This is a genomic window from Stenotrophomonas sp. FBCC-B152, from assembly GCF_059134105.1.
The window spans coordinates 3,192,228-3,217,454 of the sequence record NZ_CP101442.1; the positions used below are offsets into that span (position 1 = coordinate 3,192,228).

The window sequence follows — 25,227 nt, forward strand, 5'->3', positions numbered from 1 at the left end:
GGTCCGCTTACACGCCCGTAGAGCCAGGCCCTGCCTGGCTGAAGGCCAAGGAATCCCATGACCCTGCGCTGGTACTTCGACTTCGTCTCGCCGTTCGCCTACCTGCACTGGCAGCAGCTGAGAACGCTGCCGCAGTTCGACCGCATCACCCCGGTGCCGATCGCGCTGGGCGCGGTGCTGCACCACCTGGGCAACCTGGGCCCGGCCGAGATCCCGGCCAAGCGCCGCTTCACCTACCGCCAGGTGCTGTGGCAGGCGCAGCAGCAGGGCGTGCCGCTGCGCTTCCCGCCCGGCCACCCGTTCAACCCGCTGGCCGCCCTGCGCCTGTGCCTGGCGGCGGACGCCTCGCCGGCATCGGTGGACATCCTGTTCAACTGGATCTGGCGCGATGGCCGCGCGGCCGATACTCCCCAAGCACTGGCCCTGCCGGCGGCGATGCTGGACGTGGGCGATGTCGTTGCCGCCGTATCGGCACCGTCGGTCAAGGAACAGCTGCGCCAGAACACCGAGGCGGCCATCGCCGCCGGGGTGTTCGGGGTGCCTACCCTGTCCATTGACGGCGAGCTGTTCTGGGGCAACGAAAGCCACGCCCTGATGGCCGCAGTGCTGGCCGACCCGGGCCTGCTGCAGCAGCCGGAATGGCAGCGGATCGACACGCTGCCGGTGGCGGTGGAGCGCAGCCGGCCAAGCTGACCGGCGTGGTCAGGCAACCGGACGCGTTTTGAGATAGCTTTCACACTTTCGAACGGACACCCTGCCTGGAGGGGGCAAACAGGATGCGCATCGGAATCGTGGTCGACTCTGCCTGTGATCTACCGCAGGACTTCATCCAGCAGCACAACATCGTGCTGCTGCCCATCACCGTCCGGATTGGCGAGGCCGTGCTGGCCGACCACCGCGACGAACAGGCCACCCTGAGTTTCCTGCACGCCCACGTGGCCGAGCACGGCGCCGAGGCCGAAACCATTCCCTTCAGCGTGGTGCAGATCCGTGATCTGTTCCTGGGCAAGCTGGTGATCGATTATGACCATGTGTTCTGCATGACGATCACCAAGACCCGCAGCCCGATCCACGACAACGCGATGCAGGCCAGCTTCGCGATCCTCAACGACTACAAGCCGGTGCGCCAGGCGGCGGGCTACAACTCGCCGTTCGCGCTGCGCGTGCTGGATACACAGAACCTGTTCGCCGCCCAAGGCGTGACCGCGGTGGAAGCGGTGCGCCTGCGTGACAGCGGCGCCGGTGTGCAGCAGATCCGCGAGCGGCTGGAGCAGCTGGCCTTGAACGTGCACGGCTACATGGTCACCCGCGACCTGTACTACATGCGCGCCCGCGCCCGCCACAAGGGCGACCGCAGCGTGGGCCTGATCAGCGCGGCGCTGGGCAGCGCGCTGGACATCAAGCCGGTGCTGCACGGGTATCGCGGCACCACCGGCCCGGTGGCCAAGATCAAGGGCTTCGACAACGCGGTGCAGAAGCTGTTCGATTTCGTCGGCCAGCGGGTCAAGGGCGGCCTGATGACGCCCACGGTGTGCGTGAGCTACGGCGGCGAACTGGCCGACCTGCAGGCGCTGCCGGGCTATGCCAGCCTGCGCGAGACCTGCAAAGCGCACGGGGTGGACGTGTACGAATCGGTGATGAGCCTGACCGGCATGGTCAACGTGGGCAAGGGCGCGGTCACCATCGGGTTCGCGGACGAACCGCATACCTTCAGCGCCTGAGCCAACAGACCGGCGGCCGGTTTCTGCACACCGATTCCACCGCGCATCTGCCAGCCTTGGCGCATTCAACGGAGACCACCATGTCGCAGTATTTCATCAGCCTGCCGGACCCTTCCAAGGCCCACGGCAACGATGCCGATCTTTCTTTCCGTTCGCAGAGCGCCGGCGGTTTCGCCGAAGAGCTGGAAGCCGCGCTGCGCACCACCGGCCTGTTCGACCGCTGGCGCGCCAAGCAGCCGGATCCCGATGCGGTCGAGCCGCAGTGGGGTGCAACCGACCCGAATGCCACCGTGACGGGTGAGCAGAAGGACCTGCGCATCAACCTGGTGGTCACCACCACCATCAACAGCGATGTGCTGAAGGAGCGGCTGCGCCTGCTCGCCGGCCACCACTGGGAACTGCGCGACGTAAGGTAAAAACCGACCCGACCGGCGACGCCACCACATCGCGTTGCCGGTCAGCTGCCCGTCAGGCATTTCACAGGGCCTGTGCAGCGCGCTCCGGCATGGTGGGGTTGAACCTGCCCTGGAGTATTCGATGCCGCTGCGCCTGCCCGCTTCCGCTTCCCTGCTTGCCCTTGCCCTGGCCGCCGCAACCCCGGCGCTGGCGCAGGCCCCGGCTACCCTTCCCGCGCCCATCGCTGAAGACGACGCCGTGGCTACCGGCCCGCGCTCGGACCTGCATGCGCAGGTGCTGTTGGACCGCGCGCATTTCTCACCGGGCCAGATCGACGGCGTGGTGGGCTCCAACCAGAAGCGCGCGGTGGCTGGCTTCCAGGCCGCGCGCGGACTGAAGGTGACCGGTGAGCTCGATGATGCAACCTGGCAGGCGCTGCAGCCGGACAGCACGCCGCCTTTGGCCAGCTACACCCTCACCGCCGAAGACGTGGCTGGCCCCTTCCAGCCGATTCCAAAGAAGCCCGCTGACCAGGCCAAGCTCAAGGCGATGGGCTTCAGCTCCGTGGGCGAAGCGCTCGGCGAACGCTTCCACGCCGACCCCAAGCTGCTGCAGGCGCTCAACCCAGGCGTGGACCTGGGCAAGGCCGGCAGCACGATCCAGGTGCCGAACATCGCGCCGGCGGCGCTGCCCAAGGCGGCCAAGCTGGTCATCGACAAGTCCGATTCGACGCTGCGCCTGTATGACGCGCAGGGCAAGGTGTACGCGCAGTTCCCGGTGTCTTCCGGCAGCCAGCACGACCCGCTGCCGATCGGCGAATGGAAGATCCTGGGCATCTCGCGCGATCCGCCGTTCCACTACAACCCCAAGCTGTTCTGGGACGCCAAGGCCGGGGACCGCAAGGCCACCCTGCCGCCCGGCCCGAACAACCCGGTCGGGCCGGTCTGGATCGACATCTCCAAGCCGCATTACGGCCTGCACGGCACCCCCGAACCGGGCCACGTGGGCAAGACCGAATCGCACGGCTGCGTGCGGATGACCAATTGGGACGCGCTGCAGGTGGCCGACGCGGTGGATGCCTCGGTGCCCGTGGTGATGCAGGAGTAAATGACGATGCTGACGCGATTGCTGGCACTGGGTGTGGTGATTGGCGTGGCCGGGTGGTGGTTGCTGGCGTCCGGGAATGATGTGCCGGAGGCGGTGGTTGCCGCGCCGCTGGCGGCGGCGCCCGTGGCAGCGGGGCCCGTGACCGCAAGCAGCCAGGCAGGGCCTGGCTCTACCGGCAGCCAGGCAGGGCCTGGCGCTAGCGCAGCCCCGTCGGGGCTGCTGTTGCCGGTGCAGGGGATTACGGCTGCGCAGTTGCAGGACACCTTTACCGATGCGCGCAGCCAGGGGCGGGTGCACGATGCCATCGATATCCTGGCCGACGAGGGCACGCCGGTGCTGGCCGTGGCCGACGGCACCATCGAGAAGCTGTTCGACAGCGAGCGCGGCGGGCTGACCGTGTACCAGTTCGAGCCGGGTGGCACTTACTGCTACTACTACGCGCACCTGCAGCGCTATGCCGACGGGCTGGCCGAGAAGCAGGTGGTCAAGCGCGGCGACGTGATCGGCTACGTCGGGCATACCGGCAACGCCAGCCCGGACGCCCCGCACCTGCATTTCGAGATCCACCGGCTGGGCCCGGAAAAGCAGTGGTGGAAGGGCGAATCGCTCAATCCCTACCCGGTGCTGCGCGGTGAGCAGGCCCTGCCCTGAGCCCAGCCCGGCCGGCCTGGCTGAACCGGGATGGGGTGCGCAATTGGCCCGGCCGCCGCGAAGGTGCGAGAATCGCCGGCCCTCCCTTGCCGGCTGGCGCATTGGCGCCGCCCTCCTGACCGAGATTACGTGAAGACCCCCGAAAGCCTGCAGGCGCTGATCGAAGACGGCGTGATCGACGAAGTACTGCGCCCGCTCAAGAGCGGCAAGGAAGCGGCCGTGTACGTCGTACGCAGCGGCGACGACGTGCGCTGCGCCAAGGTGTACAAGGACATGGCCCAGCGCAGCTTCCAGCAGCGCGTGCAGTACCAGGAAGGCCGCAAGGTGCGGGGCAGCCGCGAGGCGCGCGCGGTGGGCAAGGCCAGCAAGTACGGCCGCAAGCAGCAGGAAACCGCCTGGAAGAACACCGAGGTCGACGCGCTGTACCAGCTGCGCGACGCCGGCGTGCGCGTGCCCGAGCCGCATGGGTACTTCCACGGCGTGCTGGTGATGGAACTGGTGACCGATGCCGACGGCTTCTCCGCCGCACGCCTGGGCGAGGTGGAGCTGGAGCGCGACCAGGCCCGTGAGTTCCACCGGATCCTGGTGCGCCAGGTGGTGCTGATGCTGTGCTGCGGCCTGATCCACGGCGATCTGTCGCCGTACAACGTACTGGTGGGCCCCGATGGCCCGGTGGTGATCGATTTCCCGCAGGTGGTGAGTGCCGGTGGCAACAATGCCGCGCGCAGCATGCTGCTGCGCGACGTCAACAACCTCACCGCCTACCTGGGCCGCTCCGCACCGGAGCTGCTAGACACCTGGTACGGCGAAGAAATGTGGGCGTTGTTCGAGGCCGGTGAACTGCTGCCGGACAGCCCGCTGACCGGTGAATTCGTCCACGACGAATCCACCATCGACCTGGACAGCGTGCGCCACGCGATCAACGACGCGCGCGAAGAAGCGCTGATCCGCCAGCAGGGCCGCGAAGCGGCGGAAGAAGAAGACGCGTAAGCCTCAGGCGTACAACGCCTTGGCGTGATACGCGATGTGCTCGCCGATGAACGTGCCGATGAAGTAATAGCTGTGGTCATACCCCGGCTGCATCCGCAGCTGCAGCGGGTGCCCCGCCGCCGTGCACGCGGCCTGCAGCCACTGCGGCTGCAGCTGGCTGTCCAGGAACTCATCGCCGGCGCCCTGGTCGACCAGCAGCGGCAGCTTCTCGCTGGCCGTGGCCACCAGTTCGCTGGCATCCCACTGCGCCCAGCCAGCACGATCCTCGCCCAGGTACGCGCTGAAGGCCTTCTGCCCCCACGGCACCCGGGTCGGGGCCACGATCGGCGAGAACGCCGACACGCTGCGGTAGCGGCCCGGGTTGCGCAGGGCGATCACCAGCGCACCGTGGCCGCCCATGGAATGCCCGCTGATGCTGCGCACGCCGGTGGCCGGCAGGTGCGCCTCGATCAACGCCGGCAGCTCGTCAACGATGTAGTCGTGCATGCGGTAGTGCGCCGCCCACGGCTGCTCGGTGGCGTTGAGGTAGAACCCCGCGCCGTTGCCCAGGTCGTAGCCCTCGGCATCGGCCACGTCATCGCCGCGCGGGCTGGTATCGGGCGCGACCAGGATCACGCCATGTTCCGCCGCATAGCGCTGCGCGCCGGCCTTGGTGATGAAGTTCTGCTCGGTGCAGGTCAGCCCGCTCAGCCAGTACAGCACCGGCAGCTTCTGGGTGGCCGCCTGCGGCGGCAGGTACACCGCCACCTTCATCTCGCAGTTGAGCACCGCCGAGCGGTGCTGGTACACGTCCTGCCAGCCGCCAAAGGCGGCGCGGTGTTCGATGCGTTCCATGGGCATTCCCGCCGTGATCAGTAGTGGACGACCGAACGGATCGACTTGCCTTCATGCATCAGGTCGAAGGCTTCGTTGATCTCGTCCAGGCCCATGGTGTGGGTGACGAACGGCGCCAGTTCGATATCGCCCTTCATCGCATCTTCGACCATGCCCGGCAGCTGGCTGCGACCCTTCACGCCGCCGAAGGCGGTGCCCTTCCACGAGCGGCCGGTGACCAGCTGGAACGGGCGGGTGGAGATTTCCTGGCCCGAACCGGCCACGCCGATGACCACCGACTGGCCCCAGCCGCGGTGCGCGCATTCCAGCGCCGCGCGCATCACGTTGACGTTGCCGATGCATTCGAAGGTGTGGTCCACGCCCCAGGTGGTCATTTCCACGATGACCTGCTGGATCGGCTTGTCGAAGTCCTTCGGGTTGATGCAGTCGGTGGCGCCGAACTGTTTGGCCAGTTCGAACTTGGAGGGGTTTGTGTCGATGGCGAAGATGCGGCCGGCCTTGGCCTGGCGCGCACCCTGGATCACCGCCAGGCCGATGCCGCCCAGCCCGAACACCGCCACCGAATCACCTTCCTGCACCTTGGCGGTGTTGTGCACCGCGCCGATGCCGGTGGTCACGCCACAGCCGAGCAGGCACACATGCTCCGGGTTGGCCTCCGGGTTGATCTTCGCCAGCGAGACCTCGGCCACCACCGTGTATTCGCTGAAGGTGGAGCAGCCCATGTAGTGGTAGATCGGCTGGCCGTTGTAGGAGAAGCGGGTGGTGCCGTCGGGCATCACGCCCTTGCCCTGGGTGGCACGCACGGCCACGCACAGGTTGGTCTTGCCGGAAGTACAGAACAGGCACTCGCCGCATTCGGCGGTATACAGCGGAATGACGTGGTCGCCCGGCTTCACGCTGGTCACGCCCTCGCCCACTTCCACCACGATGCCGGCGCCTTCATGGCCCAGCACGGCCGGGAACAGGCCTTCCGGATCATCGCCGGACAGGGTGAAGGCATCGGTGTGGCAGACCCCGGTGTGGGTGATGCGCACCAGCACTTCGCCCTTCTGCGGCGGGGCGACGTCGATCTCGACGATCTTCAGCGGTTCGCCAGCGGCGAAGGCAACGGCAGCACGGGATTTCATGGGGAGGTCTCCAGGACAGATGACAAGGCGGGACAGCGCGCGGCGAAGCGCACGCTCATTTCAGGTAGGAACGGATCAGCGCGCTCATGTCGCGCACGCGCTCGGCGCGCTGCGCATCGGACTGCGCCGGCTGGCCGAATTCTTCGCGCAGGTGGGCTTCCATCACTTCGGACATCAGCCCGTTGACCGCGCCACGGATGGCGGCGATCTGCTGCAGTACCGGGCCGCAATCGGCGCCCACTTCCAGCGCGCGGTCGAGCGCGTCGCACTGGCCGCGGATGCGCCGCACCCGGGCCAGGACCTTCTTCTTTTCTTCCGGGGAGTGAGGCACGGCAGCGCGACCAGAGAACTATACTGGGGGATAGTATACGGGGTAAGGAGCTCGATGGGACCGAAATGCCCGCCTTAGCGTTGGCTTTTGGAAGCACGGGCGAGGTTGTAGTATCCGATCATCCGGGCAATCCAGGATGCCCATACGCGCCTCGACAGAGGCACCAATGGATGGAGTTTCGCAAGTGGCAAATCTCAAAATCTTTGTATCCTCCACATGCTACGACATGCATGCGATTCGAGCACAGCTGCGAACCATGCTTCTGAATGCTGGCTACGAGCCAGTCATGAGCGATCAAGCAGATGTAATTTACGACCCGCGAATCCATACGCATACTAGCTGCTTACGGGAAGTTGAAAACTGCGACGCGGCAATCGTCGTTGTCGGCTCTAGGTTTGGCGGAACCACTGTTCCAAGAGCCCTTGAGCTAGTTGATCTGGATAGGATTGGAGATATTAGCCGAGCAGATCGGTTCGGCGAGGACAAAGCCAAAATTTCGATAACTCAAGCTGAAGTACTAAAGTCCATCCAATCAGGGATACCCGTGTTTGCTTTCGTGGAAACCGGCGTCATGCGGGATCACCTTACGTACGAGAAGAACAAGAACAAGTCCATTATCGGGGAAATAGAGTTCTCGTCAATTGATAAAAGCGATACAGCCCCCTATATATTTGAATTTATTAATTTTCTCAGACTGAGAAATGAGAACAATAGTATTTTCGAGTTCTCTCGGTTCGAGGATATTGAGTCTCAACTTAAGAAGCAATGGTCTGGCCTATTCCAACGCCTGCTGCATGAACAGCGCACCAAGTCCATGGAAAGTCGCCGAATTGACAACTTGAGCAGCCAGATTGCCGATTTAAAGGCTGCAGTCCTTGGGTCGATCTCTAGTGTGGAGCTCAAAGAAACGGCGAAAGGAGCACTTCGGTTTCGACAGCTTATCGAATTCACACGGGGAATCATGAGGCATCGCTCCCCAGAAGATCTTCGTGAGCTGATCAAGGCTAACTCGACTTGGACAAGTGCCACAAAATCTCTCGGCGTCAAGGAATTCCGCAGCCTCTCCTCCAACGGCAGAGCTGGGCTACCTGGCTTCATCGTCGTAATGGACGACCAAACATACTTCAAAGCAAGGCTTCCAATCCGATACATCGAGCGGTTTTCGGAAGAGTGGAGCGCGCTAGCCAGTCTTAGTACAGATGCGCTCGAGGCGATATTAACAGCAGTGATAGACAGCCTTGACGTCAGAGTTCTTCCAATGGTTAGACACTACAACGAACCGTACCAGGAAGATGTCGAGCCACTGTCTGATGAGGAAGATTCCGGACATAACAGCACACCTGCCACCATACTTGTGACCCAAGAAAAGTTCATTGAAGAGTCACTTAAAATATTCTTGACTTCACATCGCGAATTCAACTCCATGAATTTCCTTGTTGACGTTGACTCCAGTAAAATCTCAGTGACCAAACTATCGGACGGCCCGAATGGAACTTCCTCCGTAGCCGTTTATAAATACCAGATCCCTGAAGACGGGAATGTCGCCCCCGAGCTCGCCAACGTTAAGGCCAGGATTCTTAAGGAGTTTGCGAGGAGCCAATAGTTCCTCACACCAATGCCCCGCGCTCTCTGAGTTACACATTTTAGGCAGGAGCACCCTCCTGCCTGAGTAATTATTGCACCGGGCGCGCATTAAGCGCTCGGAATAGTTCGGAGGTTACTGCTCTACCGTTGGCGGGGCGGGATTGGTGGTGGATGCACGGGGCCATCACGGCAGTGCAGTGATGCTCACTACATCCCCGCCATCCCAGACAAACGATGCCAAACGCACCCTCTCCCGTAATCCACGCGTTTGAAGCCAATTATTCCACTTCAGGCACGATCGAAAAAATTCTTTCGCTGACTGCGGGCTGTGCCCAGTGCAGCAGCATCACCTCGTGCGGATCAGCGCAGCTTATACAACTTCCCGGCGGAGCTCTGTTTCGCTGCGCACACTGCGGCTCGCATCAGCCAATCAGCCACGCACGACTCGATGCCCGGGTCGCACCGGCAACGATTTTGCGTGACACTGTTATGAACCATTGCGCGGCGACGGTCACGATCCGTTTCTGAGCAGTTGCGTGCACACGAAAGGCACGGCCTTGTGAGGATGATGGCTCAACTCCCCACCATCCCACTGCCCACCATGCCCACGCCGTCCGGCTCCCGTCTGGTTGTCTACGCCGCGCTGGTCGGCAACCTGTGCATCGCCATCGCCAAGTTCGTGGCTGCCGGGCTGTCGGGCAGCTCGGCAATGCTCAGCGAAGGGGTGCATTCGCTGGTGGACACCACCAATGAACTGCTGCTCCTGTACGGCCTGCACCGCGCGGAAAAAAAGCCCGACACCGTGCACCCGTTCGGCTACGGCCGCGAGCTGTATTTCTGGAGCTTCATCGTGGCCCTGCTGGTGTTCGCCGCCGGCGCAGGGGTTTCGGCCTACGAGGGCATCCAGCACATCCGCCACCCGGAACCGGCCACCAACCACACGGTGAGCTACGTGGTGCTGGGCATCTCGTTCGTGTTCGAGGGCGTTTCATGGTGGGTGGCGTTGCGCGAATTCCGCGCGACCAAGGGGTCCCAGGGCTACTTCGAAGCCTTCCGGCGCAGCAAGGACCCCACCACCTTCACCGTGCTGCTGGAAGACAGCGCCGCGTTGCTGGGCCTGGCGTTCGCCGCCATCGGCCTGGCCGCAGCGCAGTGGCTGGACATGCCGGTGCTCGATGGCGTGGCCTCGCTGTGCATCGCCGGCGTCCTGGCCGCCACCGCGTTCCTTCTGGCACGCGAGACCAAGGGGCTGCTGGTCGGCGAGCCGGCCCACCCGCACGTGGCACAACGCATCATGGCCGTGGCCAACACCGATGCCGACCTGCGCAGCGCGAACGGCGTGACCACCATGCAGATGGGCCCGGACCAGGTCGTGGCGATGCTGAGCGCCGAATTCGAAGACGACCGCACCACCCCGCAGATCGAGGCGTGCATCACCCGTATCGAACGCGCGGTCAAACAGGAGTACCCGGAGCTGGTGGCGCTGTTCGTCAAGCCACAGACCCCGGAGGTCTACCGGGCGCGGCGCGCGGCACTGGGTGATCCGGGATGAAGGCTTCAGCTCGCGCCCCGGCCCGGGGGGATCGGTCTTCATGGTCGCTACACGCGATCAGATAACCTAGCCGGCCTGCGCACGCCCCACTTTGCCCGCGAGACCTCTTTGAACGTTACCGATCCCACAGACAAGCACAGCGGGCGCGACACCGAGCGGGTGAAAATGGCGCTTGCCGCCGGCGCGATCGTGGGGACGTGGTTCTGGGACGTGACCCACGACCGGCTTACCGTCGACGAGGCGCTGACCCATGCGTTTGGCCTGGACCCTGGCGCCGCCCACCGCGAGCTGCGCCTGGAGCAGGTGCTGTCGGCCGTGCATCCGGATGACCATGCCGATCTGGCAACGGCCATCAGCGAGGCGCTGATGCGTGGCGGCCGCTACGCGCACCAGTACCGCACGCGCAACGCCGAAGGCCAGTACCGTTGGATAGAAGCGATCGGCCGGGTCGACCTGGACGCCGAAGGGCGCGCTACCGGGTTCCAGGGCGTGCTGATCGACATCGACGAGCGCCGCCAGATCGAGAGCGAGCGCGACCAGGCCCAGACGTTGTTGCGCTCTTTCGTGGATGCTGCCCCGGGCGTGGTGTACGCCAAGGACCGCGAAGGCCGGCTGTTGATCGGCAACCACGGCACCACCGAACTGATCGGCCTGCCACCGGAGCAGTACGTCGGGCGTACCGATGCCGAACTGTTGAATGATCCGGTGCAGGCAGCCGCCGTCATGGCGACCGACGAACGCATCATGGCCACCGGGCAGTCCCAGCAGCTGGAGGAGGAAATCAATTTTCCCGACGGCCGCCGCGCGCACTGGCTGTCGACCAAGGCGCCGCTGCGCGATGCCGATGGCGCCGTGATCGGGTTGATCGGTACCTCGCTGGACATCACCGAGCGCAAGGCCGCCGAAGCTCGCCATCAGGAAATCGAAGAGCGCTACCGGCTGGTGGCGCGCGCCACCAACGATGCGATCTGGGATTGGCGCATGGCCGACGGCCAGGTCATCTGGAACGAGGCACTGGCCGATCTGTTCGGCCATGACCGGATGGAAACCGACGCGCAGTGGTGGCTCGACCACATCCACCCGGAGGATCGGGCGCGCGTCGATGCCGATATCCATGCGGTGATCGAAAGCGACGGCACGGTCTGGTACGGCGAGTACCGCTTCCGCCGCAGCGACGGCAGTTATGCCGATGTGCTCGACCGCGGCGCGGTGCTGCGCGGCGTGGACGGCGAGCCGCTGCGCATGATCGGCGCGATGCTGGACCTCTCCGCCCGCAAGGTGGCCGAGGCGGCGCTGGCAGAGAGCGAAGAACGCCTGCGTTTTGCCACCGAAGCCGGCGACATGGGCTTCTGGGACGTGGACCTGGTGCACGACGTGCTGATCTGGCCGCCCCGTACCAAGGCGATGTTCGGGATCTCCGCCGATGTCGAGGTCGGCATGGACGACTTCTACTCCGGCCTGCATCCGCTTGACCGCGAGGCCACCAGCGCCGCTTTCGCTGCAGCCGCCGATCCCGCGCAGCGCGCACTCTACGACGTGGAGTACCGCACCATCGGCAAGGAAGATGGCGTGGTGCGATGGGTCGCGGCCAAGGGGCGCGGCCATTTCGAGGGCGACCGCTGCGTGCGCGTGGTCGGCGTGGCGATTGAAGTCACCGCGCGCAAGGCCGCCGAAGCGCGCCTGCAGGAACTCAACGAGCACCTGGAAAGCCGCGTGCTGGAAGAGGTGGCCGAGCGCACCCGGGTGGAGGATGCGCTGCGGCAGAGCCAGAAGATGGAGGCGGTGGGCCAGCTCACCGGCGGCATCGCGCACGATTTCAACAACATGCTGGCCACGGTGATCGGCCCGCTGGATCTGTTGTCGCTGCGCCTGGGCGACGCCGACCCACTCATCAACCGCTACATCGACATGGCCATCGATGGCGCCAACCGTGCCGCACAGCTGACCCAGCGATTGCTGGCCTTCTCGCGCCAGCAGCCGCTGCAGCCGGTACCGGTGGATGCCAACCAGCTGGTGGTGGGCATGTCCGACCTGTTCGTGCATTCGCTCGGCGGCAGCATCCGCCTGCAGACCGTGCTGGCCGCCGACCTGTGGTTGACCTTCGCCGACGCCAATCAGTTGGAAAACGTCATCCTCAACCTGGCGGTCAACGCCCGCGATGCCATGCCCGGAGGCGGTCAGTTGGGCGTGGAGACCGCCAACTGCGTGATCGATGCAGGCAACGCCACGATGCATCCGGAAGTTCCGAGCGGCGAGTATGTGCTGATCACCGTGTCCGACAGTGGCGCCGGCATGTCGCCGGAAGTGATCGCCAAGGCATTCGATCCGTTCTTCACCACCAAGCAGGTCGGCCAGGGCACCGGACTGGGGCTGTCGCAGGTATACGGGTTCGTGAAGCAGTCTGCCGGCCATGTGAAGCTGTGCTCGACGCCCGGCGAAGGCACCACGGTGAGGCTCTATCTGCCGCGCCTGGTCGCCGAACCGGCGGCAGCGTACGTGCCTGCGGTGCGCGATGCCATCGTGCCGGGCGGCGGCCGCGAGTTGATCCTGGTAGTGGAAGACGAACCGGTGGTGCGGCAGTTTTCGGTGGAAGCGCTCACCGCGCTGGGTTACGACGTGCTGGCCGCAGAAGGCGCGGCCACGGCGCTGTCGCTGCTGGACACCCACCCGGCCATCGCGCTGTTGTTCACCGATGTGGTGATGCCGGAAATCAACGGGCGCCAGCTGGCCGACGAGGCCCTGCGCCGCCGTCCGGACCTGAAGGTGCTGTTCACCACTGGCTACAGCCGCAACGCGCTGGAGCGCAATGGCGTGATCGCCCCGGGCGTGCAGCTGATCGGAAAGCCGTTCACCGTCGATTCCCTGGCCACGCGCGTGCGTGCGGTGCTGGCCGGGGCCGGCTGAGCGAGAGAGCTGGCGCCTCAGCGCTTGCTTCGGCCGGCCATGTTGGCCCGCCATGAGTCCAGCGCCGCCGCCAGCTCCATCGACGGATGCAGGCCGAACGTGCGGTGGTACATGCCGGCAAAACGCCCTTGGTCCCACACCCCGTACCGTGCGCACACCGACGTGACGGTGTCGCCCGGGGTCGCCTCGCGCAGCGCCTTGCGGATCACGTGCAGCCGTTCGAGCATGAAGTACTGGTGCGGCCCCATGCCGAACACTTCATCGAATGCGCGGCTCAACGAGCGCTGCGAGGTGCCGGCGCTCAGCACCAGGTCACCGATCACCGCCTCACCCCGGATGCTCTTGTGGATGTGGTCCAGGCTGAGACGGATGATTTCGTTGCGCGGCAATGTCGGCCGCCCTCGGGTGCGCCGCACGGCTTCGGGGTTGGCCAGCACCATGCAGCGCAGCAGCGCGTGGATGATCTGGCCACTGAACGAGCGGCGCACGCTGGGCTCGTCGAACACGCTGGGGGTCTGCCGATGGATCGCCAACGCGCGGGTGACCAGGGTGATGATCGGTGCCATCTCGGCACGGCCGACATTCACTGCGTAGGTGCGATCAATATGGTCGTCGAACAGTTCGGCCACTTCGCGCGCGCGCTGCACTACCGCAGTGGTATCCATGTCCAGCGCAATGAACTTCGATTGCGTGCGGGTGAAACCGTGCACCTCGACACCGGGGGCGAACCAGACGAACTGGTCATCAGCGGTCGCGCTCCCCTGCATGAACGCGTCGCTGCCGGGCAACGAGATGTGCACCACGTAACGTCCGGGCTGGCTCAGCCCGTTGTACAGCGCCGGGGCGCCATCCTGGCCGAGCATCGCGGTGACGTCACCGGCATCCAGGATGTCCAGTGTCCAGGCCCGACCCACCGGCCCGGTCACGCGCATCAGGCCATCCACACCCGCGAGCGCGTCGGCGTAGGCCTCGAAGTCGGTGAAGCTCAGCAACGGCATCGGAGTTACCCGGTTCCGGTGGGACAGGATGCTTCAGCGGCGCCGGCCACGAAACCGAACTTGCACGGCTTCGGGACCGGTATTTGTACTTGCCGGGGTGGGTCGGCTACGTTGTGAAGGTGGTGAAGCGAACGGAAGCGATCAGGTCGGCGCGAAACCGCGCGTGCTCTTCTTCTCGTTCTTTTCCGCCTTCTTTTCCTTCGCAGTCTTGGCAGGCTTCTTCTTCTGCTCTTTCTGCTTGTCCAGACCCTTGGCCATGACGGCATGCTCCCTGTAGATGGCGTGCAGCATGGCACATTGCAGGGCTGCCGGACGCATTGGCGGACGAATGGTCCGCCCGGCGCGTGATCAGTTGAAGATTTCGCGGATGGCGGTGACCCGGCCGTCCCGGAAAACGATCTGGATGGTCTTGCGCGACTGGTAATACTCCCAGCGCTCGCCCAGGTTTCCGCCCTGGTCACTTTCTTCCTGGATCACCCGGTCCGGCTTGCCGGCCACCTGGGTCACCCTGCCTGCGTTGTCGCCCGAGTTCACCAGATTGTTGCCGAACCTTACGCTGTCGGCCATCGCCGTGCCGGCCATCAGGCCCAGCGCCAGCACCCATACACTCCTGTTCATCATCCCTGCTCTCCTTGTACCCATGGCGGGTAAGCCATGGGCAACTTTGCCATAAACCGGCTGCGGCGGTCGCAGGCAGGGCATCCGGCTCAGGGCAACGGATGCGCCGGCACGCCTTCGTGGGTCATCTTCACGGGCAGGATATGTCCCTGCGCATCGAACTCCATGCGGTCGATGGCGGTGGCACGTTCATTGCGGCCGGTCTTCCCCAGCGGGCGCCGGTGGTAGACGATGTACCAGCTGTCGTCGTCGGGCGCATGGATGAGCGAATGGTGGCCGGCGCTGGTGGCAATGGCCGGGTCCTGCTGCAGGATCCGGCCGATCCGCTTGAACGGCCCCGTGGGCGCGTCGGCGATGGCGTAGGCCACCGAATAATCCGGCTCGCCCCAGCCGCCTTCGGACCACATGTAGTAGTAGCGGCCGCCGCGCTTGAACATCAGCGAGCCCTCGACATACTCCGGCGCGGGCGTGATTTCCTTGTACAGCGTGCCATCGGGCAGCGGCACGATGCCGGTGAAATCGTCCTTCAGGCGCACGATGTTGGCGTGCTTCCAGCCGCCGTAGAGCATGTACCAGGTGCCGTCGTCGTCCTTGAACACGAACTGGTCGATGGGCTGGGCGCCGTTATGGAACGAACCAACCAGCGGCTTGCCCAGCAGGTCGCGGTACGGGCCCTCGGGCCGGTCGGCCACGGCAACGCCGATGCCGCCCACTTCGTTGTCGTTCTTGATGTCGTTGGCGGAGAAAAAGAAGTAGTACTTTCCGTCCTTCTCCACCACCGACGGGGCCCACAAGGCCTCTTTGGCCCAGGAGACCGCTTCGATCTTCAGCACCCCGGGATGCCGGGTCCACTGCACCAGGTCGGGCGAGGAAAACGCGTCGAACGCGGTCTGCTCGGCATACGGGCGCGAGCTGGTCGGGAAGATCCAATAGGTCTTGCCGAACACCGCCGCTTCCGGATCGGCATACCAGCCGGGCAGGATCGGGTTGCCGGACATCGGCGCGGCCACCGCGCCAAACGAAACCGCTGCCGCCAGTGCTGCGGCCACCATCATCGTGCTGCGAACCCCCATGCCCTGCCCTCCCATGCCAGATCATCGAGGGGCCAGTTTAGATCGATTCAAGCGCCGACTTTGTGCGCACTGCAGCATTTTCCCGTGGCAGTTCCAAGGCTGCGCGCAGCCCGCCACCTTCCCGATTGGCCAGGGTCAACCGCCCACCCAGCGCGCGGCTGAGCTGGTCGGCGATGGCCAGACCCAGCCCGGTGCCACCGCTGGTCCGCCCACGCGAAGGCTCCAGCCGATGGAACGGCTGCAGCACCGCCGCCAGTGACGCCTCGGGAATGCCCGGCCCGCGGTCCATCACATCAATGCTCACCCCGCCCTGCGCGCCTATGGTCAGACCCACGTCGGCGCTGCCGGCGTACGCCAGCGCGTTGTCGATCAGGTTCTGCACCACCCGCCGCAGCACCTGCGGATGGGTCTGCAGCGTGGCCTGGGCACCGGCCACGCGCCGCACCGGCTTGCCCACCTCCTCGTAGTCGCCCACCACGCTGTCGAGGAACGCGGGCAGGTCGAGCTGCACCGGGGTGCCCATGCTGACGGTTGCGCTGCGCGCGTAATCGATACCCTCGCGCACCAGCTGGCTGAGCTGGGTCACATCGCCCAGCAGGAGCTCCTGCGCGGGCGTCTCGTCCAGCGATTCGATGCGCAGGCGCAGTCGCGTGATCGGGGTCTGCAGGTCGTGCGAGATCGCCGCCAGGATCTGCATGCGTTCGCTGACGTGCGCAGCCACGCGCGACTGCAGCGCGTTCAGTGCGCGTGCCGCGGTCGCCACTTCCTGCGGTCCCTGTTCGCTGATCGCATCGCCCTGCCCGGCCACGTCCAGGCGGTCGGCGGCGTCGGCCAGCCGTACCAGCGGGCGGGTGGCCAGGCGCACCGCCAGCCACACGCAGCCCAGCAACAGCAGCACCTGCGCGGCGAGCACCCACGGCAGCCAGCGCGCGATCGGCAGCAGCGAAGGCGTGACTTCGATGGTCAACGGCTGGCCATCGGCCAGGGTCAGCTCCACTTCGTAGCGCTCGGGCGACGCCGAGACCGCGCGCGGGCGCAATGCATAGCGGTGCGCCAGCGAATCATCGATCAAACCGGCCACCTGGCGTGCACGCTCGCTGGCCAGCGCGCTGCCCGGCTGTGCGGGGCGCAGCAGGTACCGGTAAGTGCGCCGTTCCAGCTGCGGCAGCCACGCCGTGCGTTCGGCCGGAGAAAGATGCTCGAGCAGCGCCACGCTGAGCGGCACGTCATCCTCCATGTTGCTCAACATCATCGCGCGCGTGGCGGTGGCGCGCTCATGGAACAGCAGCGCGAACGACAGGCCATGGGCAAGCAGCATGCCGGCCGCCAGGATCAGCAGCAGCCGCGTACCCAGCGTGCGCGGCAACCAGGAGAACCTGCGGGGTTGCACGGCCGCGTTCATGCGTCCTCGTCGAGCAGTACGACCGGCTGGCTGAACACATAGCCTTCGCTGCGCACGGTCTTGATGAAGGTCTGTTCGCGCGCGCCATCGCCCAGGCGCTGGCGCAGGCGGCTGACCAGCAGGTCGATGGAGCGGTCGAACAGTTCGGCGTCGCGCCCTTGGGTCAGGTTGAGCAGCTGGTCGCGGCTGAGCACGCGCTGCGGATGGTCGATGAACACCCGCAGCAGGCGGAACTCGCCGCCACTGAGCGGATACACCGTGCCGGCCTCATCCAGCAGGTGCCGCGCACTGGTATCCAGCCGCCAGTTGCCAAAGCGGATCAACCGTGCGGCCTCGCTCACCTGCAGGTTCGGCGGCAGCATGCGCGCGCGCCGGATCACCGCAGTGATGCGCGCCAGCAGCTCGCGCGAGGAGAACGGCTTGACCACGTAATCGTCGGCGCCCATTTCCAGCCCGATGATGCGGTCGGTTTCATCATCGCGCGCGGTCAGCATCACCACCGGCACGGCGCGGTGCTTGCCGGCGCGCAGGTTGCGGCACAGCGACAGCCCGTCTTCGCCCGGCATCATCACGTCCAGCACGATCAGGTCCACGTCGCTGGTCTCCAGCGTGGCGCGCATTTCGCGCCCGTCAGCCGCCTGGCTCACGCGCAGGCCGTTGCGGCGCAGGTAGTCGCCCACCAGCTGGCGGATATCGGCGTCGTCATCGACAACCAGGATGTGGTCGGTACGGGTGGTCATGCCTGCTCCGCGTGGTGGCCATCGGTGACCCGCTGCGGGTCCGTGAAGGCATGGTATCGCCGCCAACGCGGCCCTGCGGCAAGGCGGGGGCATCCATTTGTATGACTGTGTATCAACCGCCGCTGTGATGCGGAAAGGCGACAAATCTCCGGGTTCGCCGACACCTGCCGGATACGGGGCGGGCGTTGAATGGCCTCCAACGCCGGCGGCCCCTCCGCCGGCCGCCTACCCCGAGGACATCTGCATGAATGCCACCGTCTCCCCCCGTTCCAACACCGCGCTGGTTTTCGGCGGCTCCCGTGGCATTGGTGCCGCCATTGCCAGGCGGCTGGCCCGTGAGGGCCACCCCGTTGTGCTGACCTTCGTCTCCCAGCCTGAGAAAGCCGCCGCAGTGGTCGCCGCGATCCAGGCCGACGGCGGCCAGGCCATCGCCCTGCAGGCTGACAGCGCCGATGGGCAGGCCATCGGGTCGGCGGTCAAACAAGCGGTGGACACCTTCGGCCCGTTGCAGGTGGCGGTGGTCAATGCCGGCATCTACCAGGGCAGCCCGCTGGCCGGCTTTCCCACCGACCTGCTGGACCGGATGCTGGCCGTGAACGTGCGCGGCGTGTTCCTCGCCGTGCAGGCCGCCGCCGCTGCCATGAACGATGGCGGTCGCCTGGTCACCATCGGCAGCAACACCGCCGTGCGCAGCGGTGCGGTCGGCAGCAGCGTGTATGCGATGACCAAGGCCGCCGTGGCCACCTTGGTACGCGAACTGGCGCTGGACCTGGCGCCGCGCCGGATCACGATCAACAACATCCAGCCCGGCCCGATCGCCACCGACATCACCGCCGATTTCGTCGACCAGCTGGTGCAGCGCAATCCGCTCGGCAGGGTTGGCCAGCCCGATGAGATCGCAGGACTCGCCGCTTGGCTTGCCAGCCATGAAGCGGCCTACATGACCGGTTCCAGCCTGACCATTGATGGCGGCTGGGCCATCTGAACGTCAACGGAGAGCACCATGCACACTACTTCTTTCCCGCTGTCCCGTTCGCCGCGGTCATTCGGCGCCTCCCTGCTGGCCATGGCGATGGCCTTGGCGGCCTCTGCATCCGCCATCGCATCGCCTGCCCTGCCTGTCCCTGCGCCGACAGTGGCGGTCGCACACGCGCCGCCCCCGCTGGAGGCGAACAAGCATGTCGTCGCTGGCGATCTGGACGTGGCCTATGCCGAGCTGGGCCCGGCCGACGGCGAGGTGGTCGTGCTGCTGCACGGCTGGCCCTATGACATCAATGCCTATGCCGAGGTGGCGCCACAGCTGGCGGCCAAAGGCTACCGGGTGATCGTGCCGCACCTGCGTGGCTATGGCAGCACCCGCTTCCTGTCGGCGCAGACGCCGCGCAATGGCGAACCGGCGGCACTTGCTTCCGATGTGCTGAACCTGCTTGATGCCCTGCACATCCCGCGCGCCAACCTGGCCGGCTTCGACTGGGGTGCGCGCTCGGCCGACATCGTTGCCGCGCTGTGGCCGGAACGGGTCAAGTCGCTGGTCTCGGTCAGCGGCTATCTGATCGGCAGCCAGGCAGCCGGCAAGACGCCGCTGCCACCGCAGGCCGAGCTGCAGTGGTGGTACCAGTTCTACTTCGCCACCGATCGCGGCCAGGCCGGTTACGCACGCTACACGCACGACTTCGCCCGCCAGATCTGGCAGCTGGCGTCGCCGCAGTGGCGCTTCGACGACGCCACGTTCGCGCGCAGCGCCGCCGCGCTGGACAACCCCGACCACGTGGCCATCGTGGTGCACAACTACCGCTGGCGGCTGGGCCTGGCCGACGGCGAGCCGAAGTACGCCGCACTGGAGCAGCGCCTGGCGCAGGCGCCGAGCATCGGCGTACCGACCATCACCCTGGAGGGCGATGCCAACGGCGCGCCGCACCCCAAGGCCGAGGCCTATGCCGCCAAGTTCACCGGTCCCTATGAGCATCGCCTGCTGCAGGGCGGCGTGGGCCACAACCCGCCCCAGGAAGCACCGCAGGCGTTCGTCCAGGCGGTGATCGATGCCGCTGCACTCTGATCCGCCCCCTTCATCCACACCGAGGCAATCCCCATGAATGCAATCGACAAGGTGCTGTACACCGGCAAGACCCACACCGTCGGCGGTCGCGCCGGACGCGCGTACAGCGACGACGGCCAACTGGATATCGCCCTCTCCCCGCCGGGAAGCGGCAAGTCGGGCACCAACCCCGAGCAGCTGTTCGCGGCCGGCTGGTCTGCCTGCTTCCAGGGCGCGATGGCCAAGGCCGCGCGCAGCTTGAACCTGACCCTGCCCGCCGACACCGCCGTTGATGCGGAAGTCGACCTCGGCATGGTCGGCGAGGAGTACCAACTGCAGGCACGGCTGCGGATCAGCGTGCCCGGCATGGACCTCGCACAGGCCTCGGCACTGGTGGACGCAGCACACCGCACCTGCCCGTACTCCAAGGCCACGCGCGGCAACATCGACGTACAGCTCTCGGTCGCCTGAGGAGAAGGACCATGCGCATGCTTCGCCCGATCATCACCCTGCTGGCCGCGTGCATCTCCGCCAGCGCCTGTACGCCGGGCGCAGCGGCCGACCCGGTCCCGCCCAGCCCCAACATGCCGGCGCCACAGGCGCCGGAGTTCACCGGCATCGAACACTGGCTCAACGGCCCGCCGCAATCGCTGCGGCAGCTGCGCGGCAAGGTGGTGCTGGTGGAGTTCTGGACCTACTCCTGCATCAACTGCCTCAACGTGATGCCGCACGTGAAGCGGTGGCATGACACCTACGCCGGCCAGGGGTTGACCGTGATCGGCGTGCACACCCCCGAGTTCGGCTATGAAAAGCTGCCGCACAACGTGGAAGCAGCCGTAAAGCGGCTCGGTGTCACCTGGCCGGTGGCGCAGGACAACGCCTACCAGACCTGGCGCGCGTACGGAAACCAGTACTGGCCGGCGCTGTACCTGATCGACCAGGAAGGCCGCATCGTCTACCGGCATTTCGGCGAAGGCGACTACGCGGCCACCGAAGCGCAGATCCGCAAGCTACTCGCCTCATAGCCTCAGAACCGGTACACGAATCCGAGCCGCAGGCCGGCGTCCTTGAAGTCGACGTTGCCGCTGAAGCTGTCCTTGTCGGCGTCTGCTTCGATCCGGGTGTAGGTGTAGTCGAGGGTGAATCCGGTGCGCTCCCAGGGGAACCATTCCACGCCGGCGCGCCCGAAGTAGATGTCGCCGTCGATGTCGTCCACGCTGACGGTGAAGTAGCCCACGTCGGCGGAAAGGCGCCAGTCGTCCGCCGGCGTCCAACGCCAGCCGCCGCCGATCATCGGCGCGGGCACATCGGCCGATACCCGGCTGCTGGCCGCGCCACCGCCCTGGTTGCCGCCCACGTCCACATCCAGCTTGATGCCCAGTTCCATGCGGTACCAGACCAGGCCAACGCGCGGACCCAATGCCCACTGGTCGTGCGATGCCGCCCACCAGGTATAGGACGCCTCGTAGGCATCGATATCCACATCGGTACGTATCGTGCTGGACGCCTCGTAGAGCGTTCCGTCGAACTCGATGTCGCGGTTGATCTGGCGGGTCGCATCGGCGCTCTGCGTGTAATACGAGAGCGCGAACTCATGCTTTTCCCACGGGCGCCAGGTCAGGCCGACGGTGGCGACCAGGTTGTCATCGCCCAGCCCCAGGTCGCGGTGCAGGTTGATGTCGGTGCCCCGCCGGCCTTCGCCATCGGCACGTATCTCGGTGTCGAACGACGTCACATAGCCGCTGACATGTACGCTGAAGGTGTCCAGCGGTTCCACGGCGTGGGCGCATGGGGCGAACGCCAACACGAGTGTCGGCAGGCCGAGGATGAAGAGGGTGTTGCGGGACGGCAGGGAGAACGACATGACCGGTGCTCCGGGGTGGCCGAGCTCAAGGGAGTGGTGCGGGGTCCGCCAGACTGCAAACCATGGTTGCACCATTCAGGCCGACGATGGTCAGTAAATGTACTTAACGTGGCAGCCAGCAGGGCCTGGCTCTACGATGGCGGCGGGGCGTCTGTTGGCTTCTTGAGGATCCTGCATGCAATTTCTGGTCAACATCGATGTCGACAATCTTGATGCGGCGCTGGCGTTCTACACGCGTGCGTTCGAGCTGCGCGCGGGACGGCGCTTCGGAAGCGACGGCGTGGAACTGCTGGGTGGACCAGCACCGATCTACCTGCTGGCCAAGGCATCAGGCAGCTCGGCCACGCCACAGGTGCGCGACCGCCGCGATTACCGCAGGCATTGGACGCCGCTGCACCTGGACTGGGTGGTGGATGACCTGGAAGCCGCCCTGGCACGGGCGGTAGGCGCAGGCGCACGCGTGGAACAGCCGCCGGCAACCCACGCCTGGGGACGCATCGCCCTGCTCGCCGATCCGTTCGGCCACGGCTTCTGCCTGCTGCAGTTCCTCGGCCGTGGCTACGACGAGATCAGCGACTGACGCGCGTCATCAGTGCGACAGGTACTGTTCGGCGGAAAAAGAGCGCAGGAAATCATCTGCCTCGCGCTTGGACATGCCGTTTTTGCGGGCGTCGGCAAAATCGCGCTGGAATTCCGCTGTTTTCTGGTAGGCCTCGAACTTCGCCGCGCGGTAGGCCGCGAACGCCGCAGCGTCCATCGCCTGGCGTTCGACCACCTTTCCGGCCTCCACCCGGATCAGCTGGTAGTGGTCGTAGGTGGACCCATAGCCCATGTGCACGTACCGGATCTGGCTTCCATCGGGGATCACCAGCGTACCGCTGTACCAGTCGGCCACCACGCGCGCGACGTCGGGAAACAGGGTCGGAAGCAGCTCCTTGGTTTCCTCCAGGGACACTGCGATGGTCACCGATGCCAGCACCAGCTGGTCCTGGTCGATGCGCCAGCGGGCCACGTAGCCGCGCCAGTTCGCGCTGGATGCCATGGTGTCTTCCGGCGGCGCCCAGCCGATCCGTTCCAGATGCGCGGACAGTGGATTGGTGTTGAGCGGCAATTTCTCGCCGTTCACCTCGATCGTGTCCGGAATCTGCGCAGTGGCCTGCACCGCCCCGGACAGCAGCGACGCCAGCATGCACAGCACCACCAGGATCGAACGGATCATGCAGGTTCCCCTTTCTCAATCGGTCCCGCGCAGCATATCCACGAACGCGCGCAATGCCGAGGACATCTGCCGCTGGCGTGGGTAGTACAGCACCCAGCCGGCGAACGGTTCGCTCCAGTCTTCCAGCACCGCCACCAGCCTGCCATCGTCCAGGTAAGGGCGCGCCGCATCCTCCAGCACGTAGGCCAGGCCCAGGCCGTCCAGCACCGCCTGCAGGATGGTGTGCTGGTCGCCCAGCGTGAGCCGGCCCGGCACATCGATGTCCAGGGTCTGGCCATCGCGCTCGAACTGCCACTTGTACAGATGGCCGCTGGCAAAGCGGAAGCGCACGCACTCATGCTCCACCAGCTCGCGCGGGTGCAGTGGCACCGCCCGGTCCTGCAGGTAGGCCGGCGAGGCCACGATCAGCCCGCGCAGCGGCGGCCCCAGCGGCACCGCCACCATGTCTTCCGGCACGAACTCATGCAGCCGCACCCCCGCGTCGTAGCCCTCGGCCACGATATCCACCAGCCCATCGTCCTGCGCCACCTCCAACCGCACATCCGGGTGCGCGCGCAGGTAATGCGCCAGGCGCGGGCCCAGCTCGGTATGCACCGCCGCGCGGGTCGCATTGATCCGCAGCAGCCCGGCCGGCGCCGCACGGAAGTGGTTCATCTCCTCCAGCGCGTCATGCACCTGGCCCAGCGCCGGCTGCAGGCGGTCGAGCAGCCGCTGCCCGGCCTCGGTGAGGGCCACGCTGCGGGTGGTGCGGTGGAACAGCCCCACCCCCAACCGCTCTTCCAGCGCGCGGATCGCATAGCTCACCGCCGAGGTCGACAGCGCCAGCTCCGCCCCGGCACGGCGGAAGCTGCGGTGACGGGCTACCGCCGCGAACGCCGCCAGGTGGGTCAGGTTGTCAGTAGCCACGATTGTGCAGTCTGCCTTGATGAATCATGCCGATATACTGACTGTATACCCATGGGAAGCGGGCGTATTGTAAAGCGCCTTTCCATAAATCCCAGGATATCCCCATGTCCCTCGCCCATGGCTATGCCGTGCATGACCAGACCGCGCCGCTGGTGCCGTTCTCCTTCGAGCGCCGCCCGGTCGGTGCCGACGATGTCCGCATCCAGATCCTCTACAGCGGCATCTGCCACTCCGACCTGCACCAGGCCCGCGACGACTGGGGCGGCGCCCAGTTCCCGATGGTGCCGGGCCACGAAATCATCGGCCGGGTCACCGAAGTCGGCGCCAACGTCACCCGCTTCAAGGTCGGCGACTTCGCCGGCGTCGGCTGCATGGTCGACTCCTGCCGCCATTGCGACGCCTGCGACCACGACCTGGAGCAGTACTGCGAAAAGGGCCCGACCTACACCTACAACAGCAAGGAGCGCGGCAGCGACCAGCTCACCTTCGGCGGCTACTCCGACCACATCGTGGTTGAACAGCGCTTCGTGGTGAAGGTCTCCGAGACGCTCGACCTGAAGGCCGCCGCCCCGCTGCTGTGCGCCGGCATCACGACCTACTCCCCCCTGCGCCACTGGAAGGTCGGCCCGGGCCAGAAGGTCGGCGTGATCGGCCTGGGTGGCCTCGGCCACATGGGCGTCAAGTTCGCCAAGGCCATGGGCGCCACCGTGGTGATGATCACCACCACCCCGGAAAAGGGTGCCGATGCCAAGCGCCTGGGTGCCGATGAGGTGCTGGTCTCGCGCGACCCGGCGCAGATGAAGGCCCACGCCAACAGCTTCGACTTCCTGCTCAACACCATCCCGGTCAGCCACGACACCAACACGTACATGCAGCTGCTCAAGCGTGACGCCACCATGTGCCTGGTCGGCGTGATCACCGAACTGGACCCGCCGCTGATGGGTTCCAGCGTGATCTTCGGCCGCAAGCACGTGACCGGCTCGGCGATCGGCGGCATGGCCGAAACCCAGGAAATGATGGATTTCTGTGCCGAACACAACATCGTCAGCGACGTGGAAGTGATCGACATCAAGACCGTCAACGAAGCCTGGGCGCGCATGGCGAAGAACGATGTGCGTTACCGCTTCGTAATCGACATGGCGACGTTGGCGGCATAACGCTTGCGTTCGACAAGG

At 65.8% G+C, this 25,227-nt stretch carries 27 protein-coding genes; 15 read left to right on the top strand and 12 right to left on the bottom strand.

Annotation, left to right across the window (positions count from 1 at the left end; translation table 11 throughout):
- The first annotated feature begins 57 nt into the window (after positions 1 to 57).
- The 6 genes from NMB40_RS14680 to NMB40_RS14705 all read left to right on the top strand — a co-directional run bounded on the left by NMB40_RS14680 (position 58) and on the right by NMB40_RS14705 (position 4,865).
- On the top strand, positions 58 to 693 hold the full coding sequence (locus NMB40_RS14680) for a 2-hydroxychromene-2-carboxylate isomerase (RefSeq protein ID WP_282247269.1): 636 nt from the start codon (positions 58 to 60) through the stop codon (positions 691 to 693).
- Between the two features lie 83 nt (positions 694 to 776).
- Positions 777 to 1,721 carry a DegV family protein gene (locus tag NMB40_RS14685; protein WP_282247270.1) on the top strand — a complete coding sequence of 315 codons (945 nt, stop codon included), beginning with the start codon at positions 777 to 779 and terminating at the stop codon, positions 1,719 to 1,721.
- Between the two features lie 80 nt (positions 1,722 to 1,801).
- Entirely contained in the window at positions 1,802 to 2,137 is a 336-nt protein-coding gene (locus NMB40_RS14690; protein WP_448143527.1) for a hypothetical protein, read from the top strand.
- Between the two features lie 121 nt (positions 2,138 to 2,258).
- Complete coding sequence (locus NMB40_RS14695; RefSeq protein ID WP_494358892.1) at positions 2,259 to 3,224, top strand: L,D-transpeptidase family protein; 966 nt, start codon at positions 2,259 to 2,261, stop codon at positions 3,222 to 3,224.
- 6 nt (positions 3,225 to 3,230) lie between these two features.
- Positions 3,231 to 3,875, top strand: coding sequence for a M23 family metallopeptidase (locus tag NMB40_RS14700; protein ID WP_494358893.1), 645 nt, complete (start codon positions 3,231 to 3,233; stop codon positions 3,873 to 3,875).
- Between the two features lie 129 nt (positions 3,876 to 4,004).
- Complete coding sequence (locus tag NMB40_RS14705; RefSeq protein ID WP_494358894.1) at positions 4,005 to 4,865, top strand: PA4780 family RIO1-like protein kinase; 861 nt, start codon at positions 4,005 to 4,007, stop codon at positions 4,863 to 4,865.
- Between the two features lie 3 nt (positions 4,866 to 4,868).
- On the opposite strand, the gene fghA is transcribed toward NMB40_RS14705, so the two are convergent.
- From fghA to NMB40_RS14720, 3 genes are read right to left on the bottom strand one after another with little or no spacing between them, the layout of a single operon-like run.
- The gene (fghA, locus tag NMB40_RS14710; RefSeq protein WP_494358895.1) at positions 4,869 to 5,699 is read right to left on the bottom strand and encodes an S-formylglutathione hydrolase; all 831 of its coding nucleotides are present in this window, start codon (positions 5,697 to 5,699) and stop codon (positions 4,869 to 4,871) included.
- 17 nt (positions 5,700 to 5,716) lie between these two features.
- Positions 5,717 to 6,826, bottom strand: coding sequence for an S-(hydroxymethyl)glutathione dehydrogenase/class III alcohol dehydrogenase (locus NMB40_RS14715; RefSeq protein ID WP_282244214.1), 1,110 nt, complete (start codon positions 6,824 to 6,826; stop codon positions 5,717 to 5,719).
- Positions 6,827 to 6,881: 55 nt separating this feature from the next.
- On the bottom strand, positions 6,882 to 7,157 hold the full coding sequence (locus NMB40_RS14720) for a metal/formaldehyde-sensitive transcriptional repressor (RefSeq protein WP_448143532.1): 276 nt from the start codon (positions 7,155 to 7,157) through the stop codon (positions 6,882 to 6,884).
- 166 nt (positions 7,158 to 7,323) lie between these two features.
- Between NMB40_RS14720 and NMB40_RS14725 the strand changes: the two genes are divergently transcribed.
- The 3 genes from NMB40_RS14725 (at position 7,324) to NMB40_RS14735 (ending at position 13,197) form a co-directional block, all read left to right on the top strand.
- Positions 7,324 to 8,760: a DUF4062 domain-containing protein gene (locus NMB40_RS14725; RefSeq protein ID WP_494358896.1), complete on the top strand. Its 1,437-nt coding sequence runs from the start codon at positions 7,324 to 7,326 to the stop codon at positions 8,758 to 8,760.
- A 582-nt stretch (positions 8,761 to 9,342) separates the two neighbouring features.
- A complete protein-coding gene (locus NMB40_RS14730) occupies positions 9,343 to 10,293 on the top strand; it encodes a cation diffusion facilitator family transporter (protein WP_494361085.1) in 951 nt (316 codons plus the stop codon).
- 108 nt (positions 10,294 to 10,401) lie between these two features.
- Positions 10,402 to 13,197 (top strand): PAS domain-containing protein, encoded by a 2,796-nt coding sequence (locus NMB40_RS14735; RefSeq protein ID WP_494358897.1) that lies wholly within the window; start codon positions 10,402 to 10,404, stop codon positions 13,195 to 13,197.
- Between the two features lie 17 nt (positions 13,198 to 13,214).
- Here the strand turns inward: NMB40_RS14735 and NMB40_RS14740 are convergent, their stop codons facing one another.
- From NMB40_RS14740 to NMB40_RS14765, 6 genes are all read right to left on the bottom strand, one after another.
- Positions 13,215 to 14,195, bottom strand: a complete 981-nt coding sequence (locus NMB40_RS14740) for an AraC family transcriptional regulator (protein WP_494358898.1) — start codon at positions 14,193 to 14,195, stop codon at positions 13,215 to 13,217.
- A gap of 141 nt (positions 14,196 to 14,336) precedes the next feature.
- Positions 14,337 to 14,486 (bottom strand): hypothetical protein, encoded by a 150-nt coding sequence (locus tag NMB40_RS14745; RefSeq protein ID WP_282244225.1) that lies wholly within the window; start codon positions 14,484 to 14,486, stop codon positions 14,337 to 14,339.
- Between the two features lie 57 nt (positions 14,487 to 14,543).
- Positions 14,544 to 14,813, bottom strand: coding sequence for a DUF2845 domain-containing protein (locus NMB40_RS14750; RefSeq protein ID WP_282244227.1), 270 nt, complete (start codon positions 14,811 to 14,813; stop codon positions 14,544 to 14,546).
- Positions 14,814 to 14,902: 89 nt separating this feature from the next.
- Positions 14,903 to 15,886: a glycoside hydrolase family 43 protein gene (locus NMB40_RS14755; protein ID WP_494358899.1), complete on the bottom strand. Its 984-nt coding sequence runs from the start codon at positions 15,884 to 15,886 to the stop codon at positions 14,903 to 14,905.
- Between the two features lie 37 nt (positions 15,887 to 15,923).
- Positions 15,924 to 17,288, bottom strand: a complete 1,365-nt coding sequence (locus tag NMB40_RS14760; protein ID WP_494358900.1) for a sensor histidine kinase — start codon at positions 17,286 to 17,288, stop codon at positions 15,924 to 15,926.
- Complete coding sequence (locus NMB40_RS14765) at positions 17,285 to 18,028, bottom strand: response regulator (RefSeq protein WP_494358901.1); 744 nt, start codon at positions 18,026 to 18,028, stop codon at positions 17,285 to 17,287. The genes NMB40_RS14760 and NMB40_RS14765 overlap by 4 nt, the downstream gene beginning before the upstream one ends.
- Positions 18,029 to 18,272: 244 nt before the next feature.
- Here NMB40_RS14765 and NMB40_RS14770 point away from each other — a divergent pair, with 244 nt between their 5' ends.
- From NMB40_RS14770 to NMB40_RS14785, 4 genes are read left to right on the top strand one after another with little or no spacing between them, the layout of a single operon-like run.
- Positions 18,273 to 19,013 carry an SDR family NAD(P)-dependent oxidoreductase gene (locus NMB40_RS14770; RefSeq protein ID WP_494358902.1) on the top strand — a complete coding sequence of 247 codons (741 nt, stop codon included), beginning with the start codon at positions 18,273 to 18,275 and terminating at the stop codon, positions 19,011 to 19,013.
- 18 nt (positions 19,014 to 19,031) lie between these two features.
- The gene (locus NMB40_RS14775) at positions 19,032 to 20,084 is read left to right on the top strand and encodes an alpha/beta fold hydrolase (protein WP_494358903.1); all 1,053 of its coding nucleotides are present in this window, start codon (positions 19,032 to 19,034) and stop codon (positions 20,082 to 20,084) included.
- Positions 20,085 to 20,117: 33 nt separating this feature from the next.
- Complete coding sequence (locus NMB40_RS14780) at positions 20,118 to 20,534, top strand: organic hydroperoxide resistance protein (protein WP_494358904.1); 417 nt, start codon at positions 20,118 to 20,120, stop codon at positions 20,532 to 20,534.
- An 11-nt stretch (positions 20,535 to 20,545) separates the two neighbouring features.
- Positions 20,546 to 21,088, top strand: a complete 543-nt coding sequence (locus NMB40_RS14785; RefSeq protein WP_494358905.1) for a thioredoxin family protein — start codon at positions 20,546 to 20,548, stop codon at positions 21,086 to 21,088.
- Between the two features lie 2 nt (positions 21,089 to 21,090).
- Here NMB40_RS14785 and NMB40_RS14790 read toward each other — a convergent pair whose 3' ends face one another.
- Complete coding sequence (locus tag NMB40_RS14790; RefSeq protein ID WP_494358906.1) at positions 21,091 to 21,927, bottom strand: hypothetical protein; 837 nt, start codon at positions 21,925 to 21,927, stop codon at positions 21,091 to 21,093.
- Positions 21,928 to 22,102: 175 nt separating this feature from the next.
- Between NMB40_RS14790 and NMB40_RS14795 the strand changes: the two genes are divergently transcribed.
- Positions 22,103 to 22,507 (top strand): VOC family protein, encoded by a 405-nt coding sequence (locus NMB40_RS14795; RefSeq protein ID WP_494358907.1) that lies wholly within the window; start codon positions 22,103 to 22,105, stop codon positions 22,505 to 22,507.
- 9 nt (positions 22,508 to 22,516) lie between these two features.
- Here the strand turns inward: NMB40_RS14795 and NMB40_RS14800 are convergent, their stop codons facing one another.
- Both NMB40_RS14800 and NMB40_RS14805 read right to left on the bottom strand, forming a co-directional pair.
- Positions 22,517 to 23,146 (bottom strand): hypothetical protein, encoded by a 630-nt coding sequence (locus NMB40_RS14800; protein ID WP_494358908.1) that lies wholly within the window; start codon positions 23,144 to 23,146, stop codon positions 22,517 to 22,519.
- A gap of 15 nt (positions 23,147 to 23,161) precedes the next feature.
- Positions 23,162 to 24,052 carry a LysR family transcriptional regulator gene (locus tag NMB40_RS14805; protein WP_448143544.1) on the bottom strand — a complete coding sequence of 297 codons (891 nt, stop codon included), beginning with the start codon at positions 24,050 to 24,052 and terminating at the stop codon, positions 23,162 to 23,164.
- Positions 24,053 to 24,156: 104 nt separating this feature from the next.
- Here NMB40_RS14805 and NMB40_RS14810 point away from each other — a divergent pair, with 104 nt between their 5' ends.
- Positions 24,157 to 25,209: an NAD(P)-dependent alcohol dehydrogenase gene (locus NMB40_RS14810; protein ID WP_282244238.1), complete on the top strand. Its 1,053-nt coding sequence runs from the start codon at positions 24,157 to 24,159 to the stop codon at positions 25,207 to 25,209.
- The last annotated feature ends 18 nt before the right edge of the window (positions 25,210 to 25,227 follow it).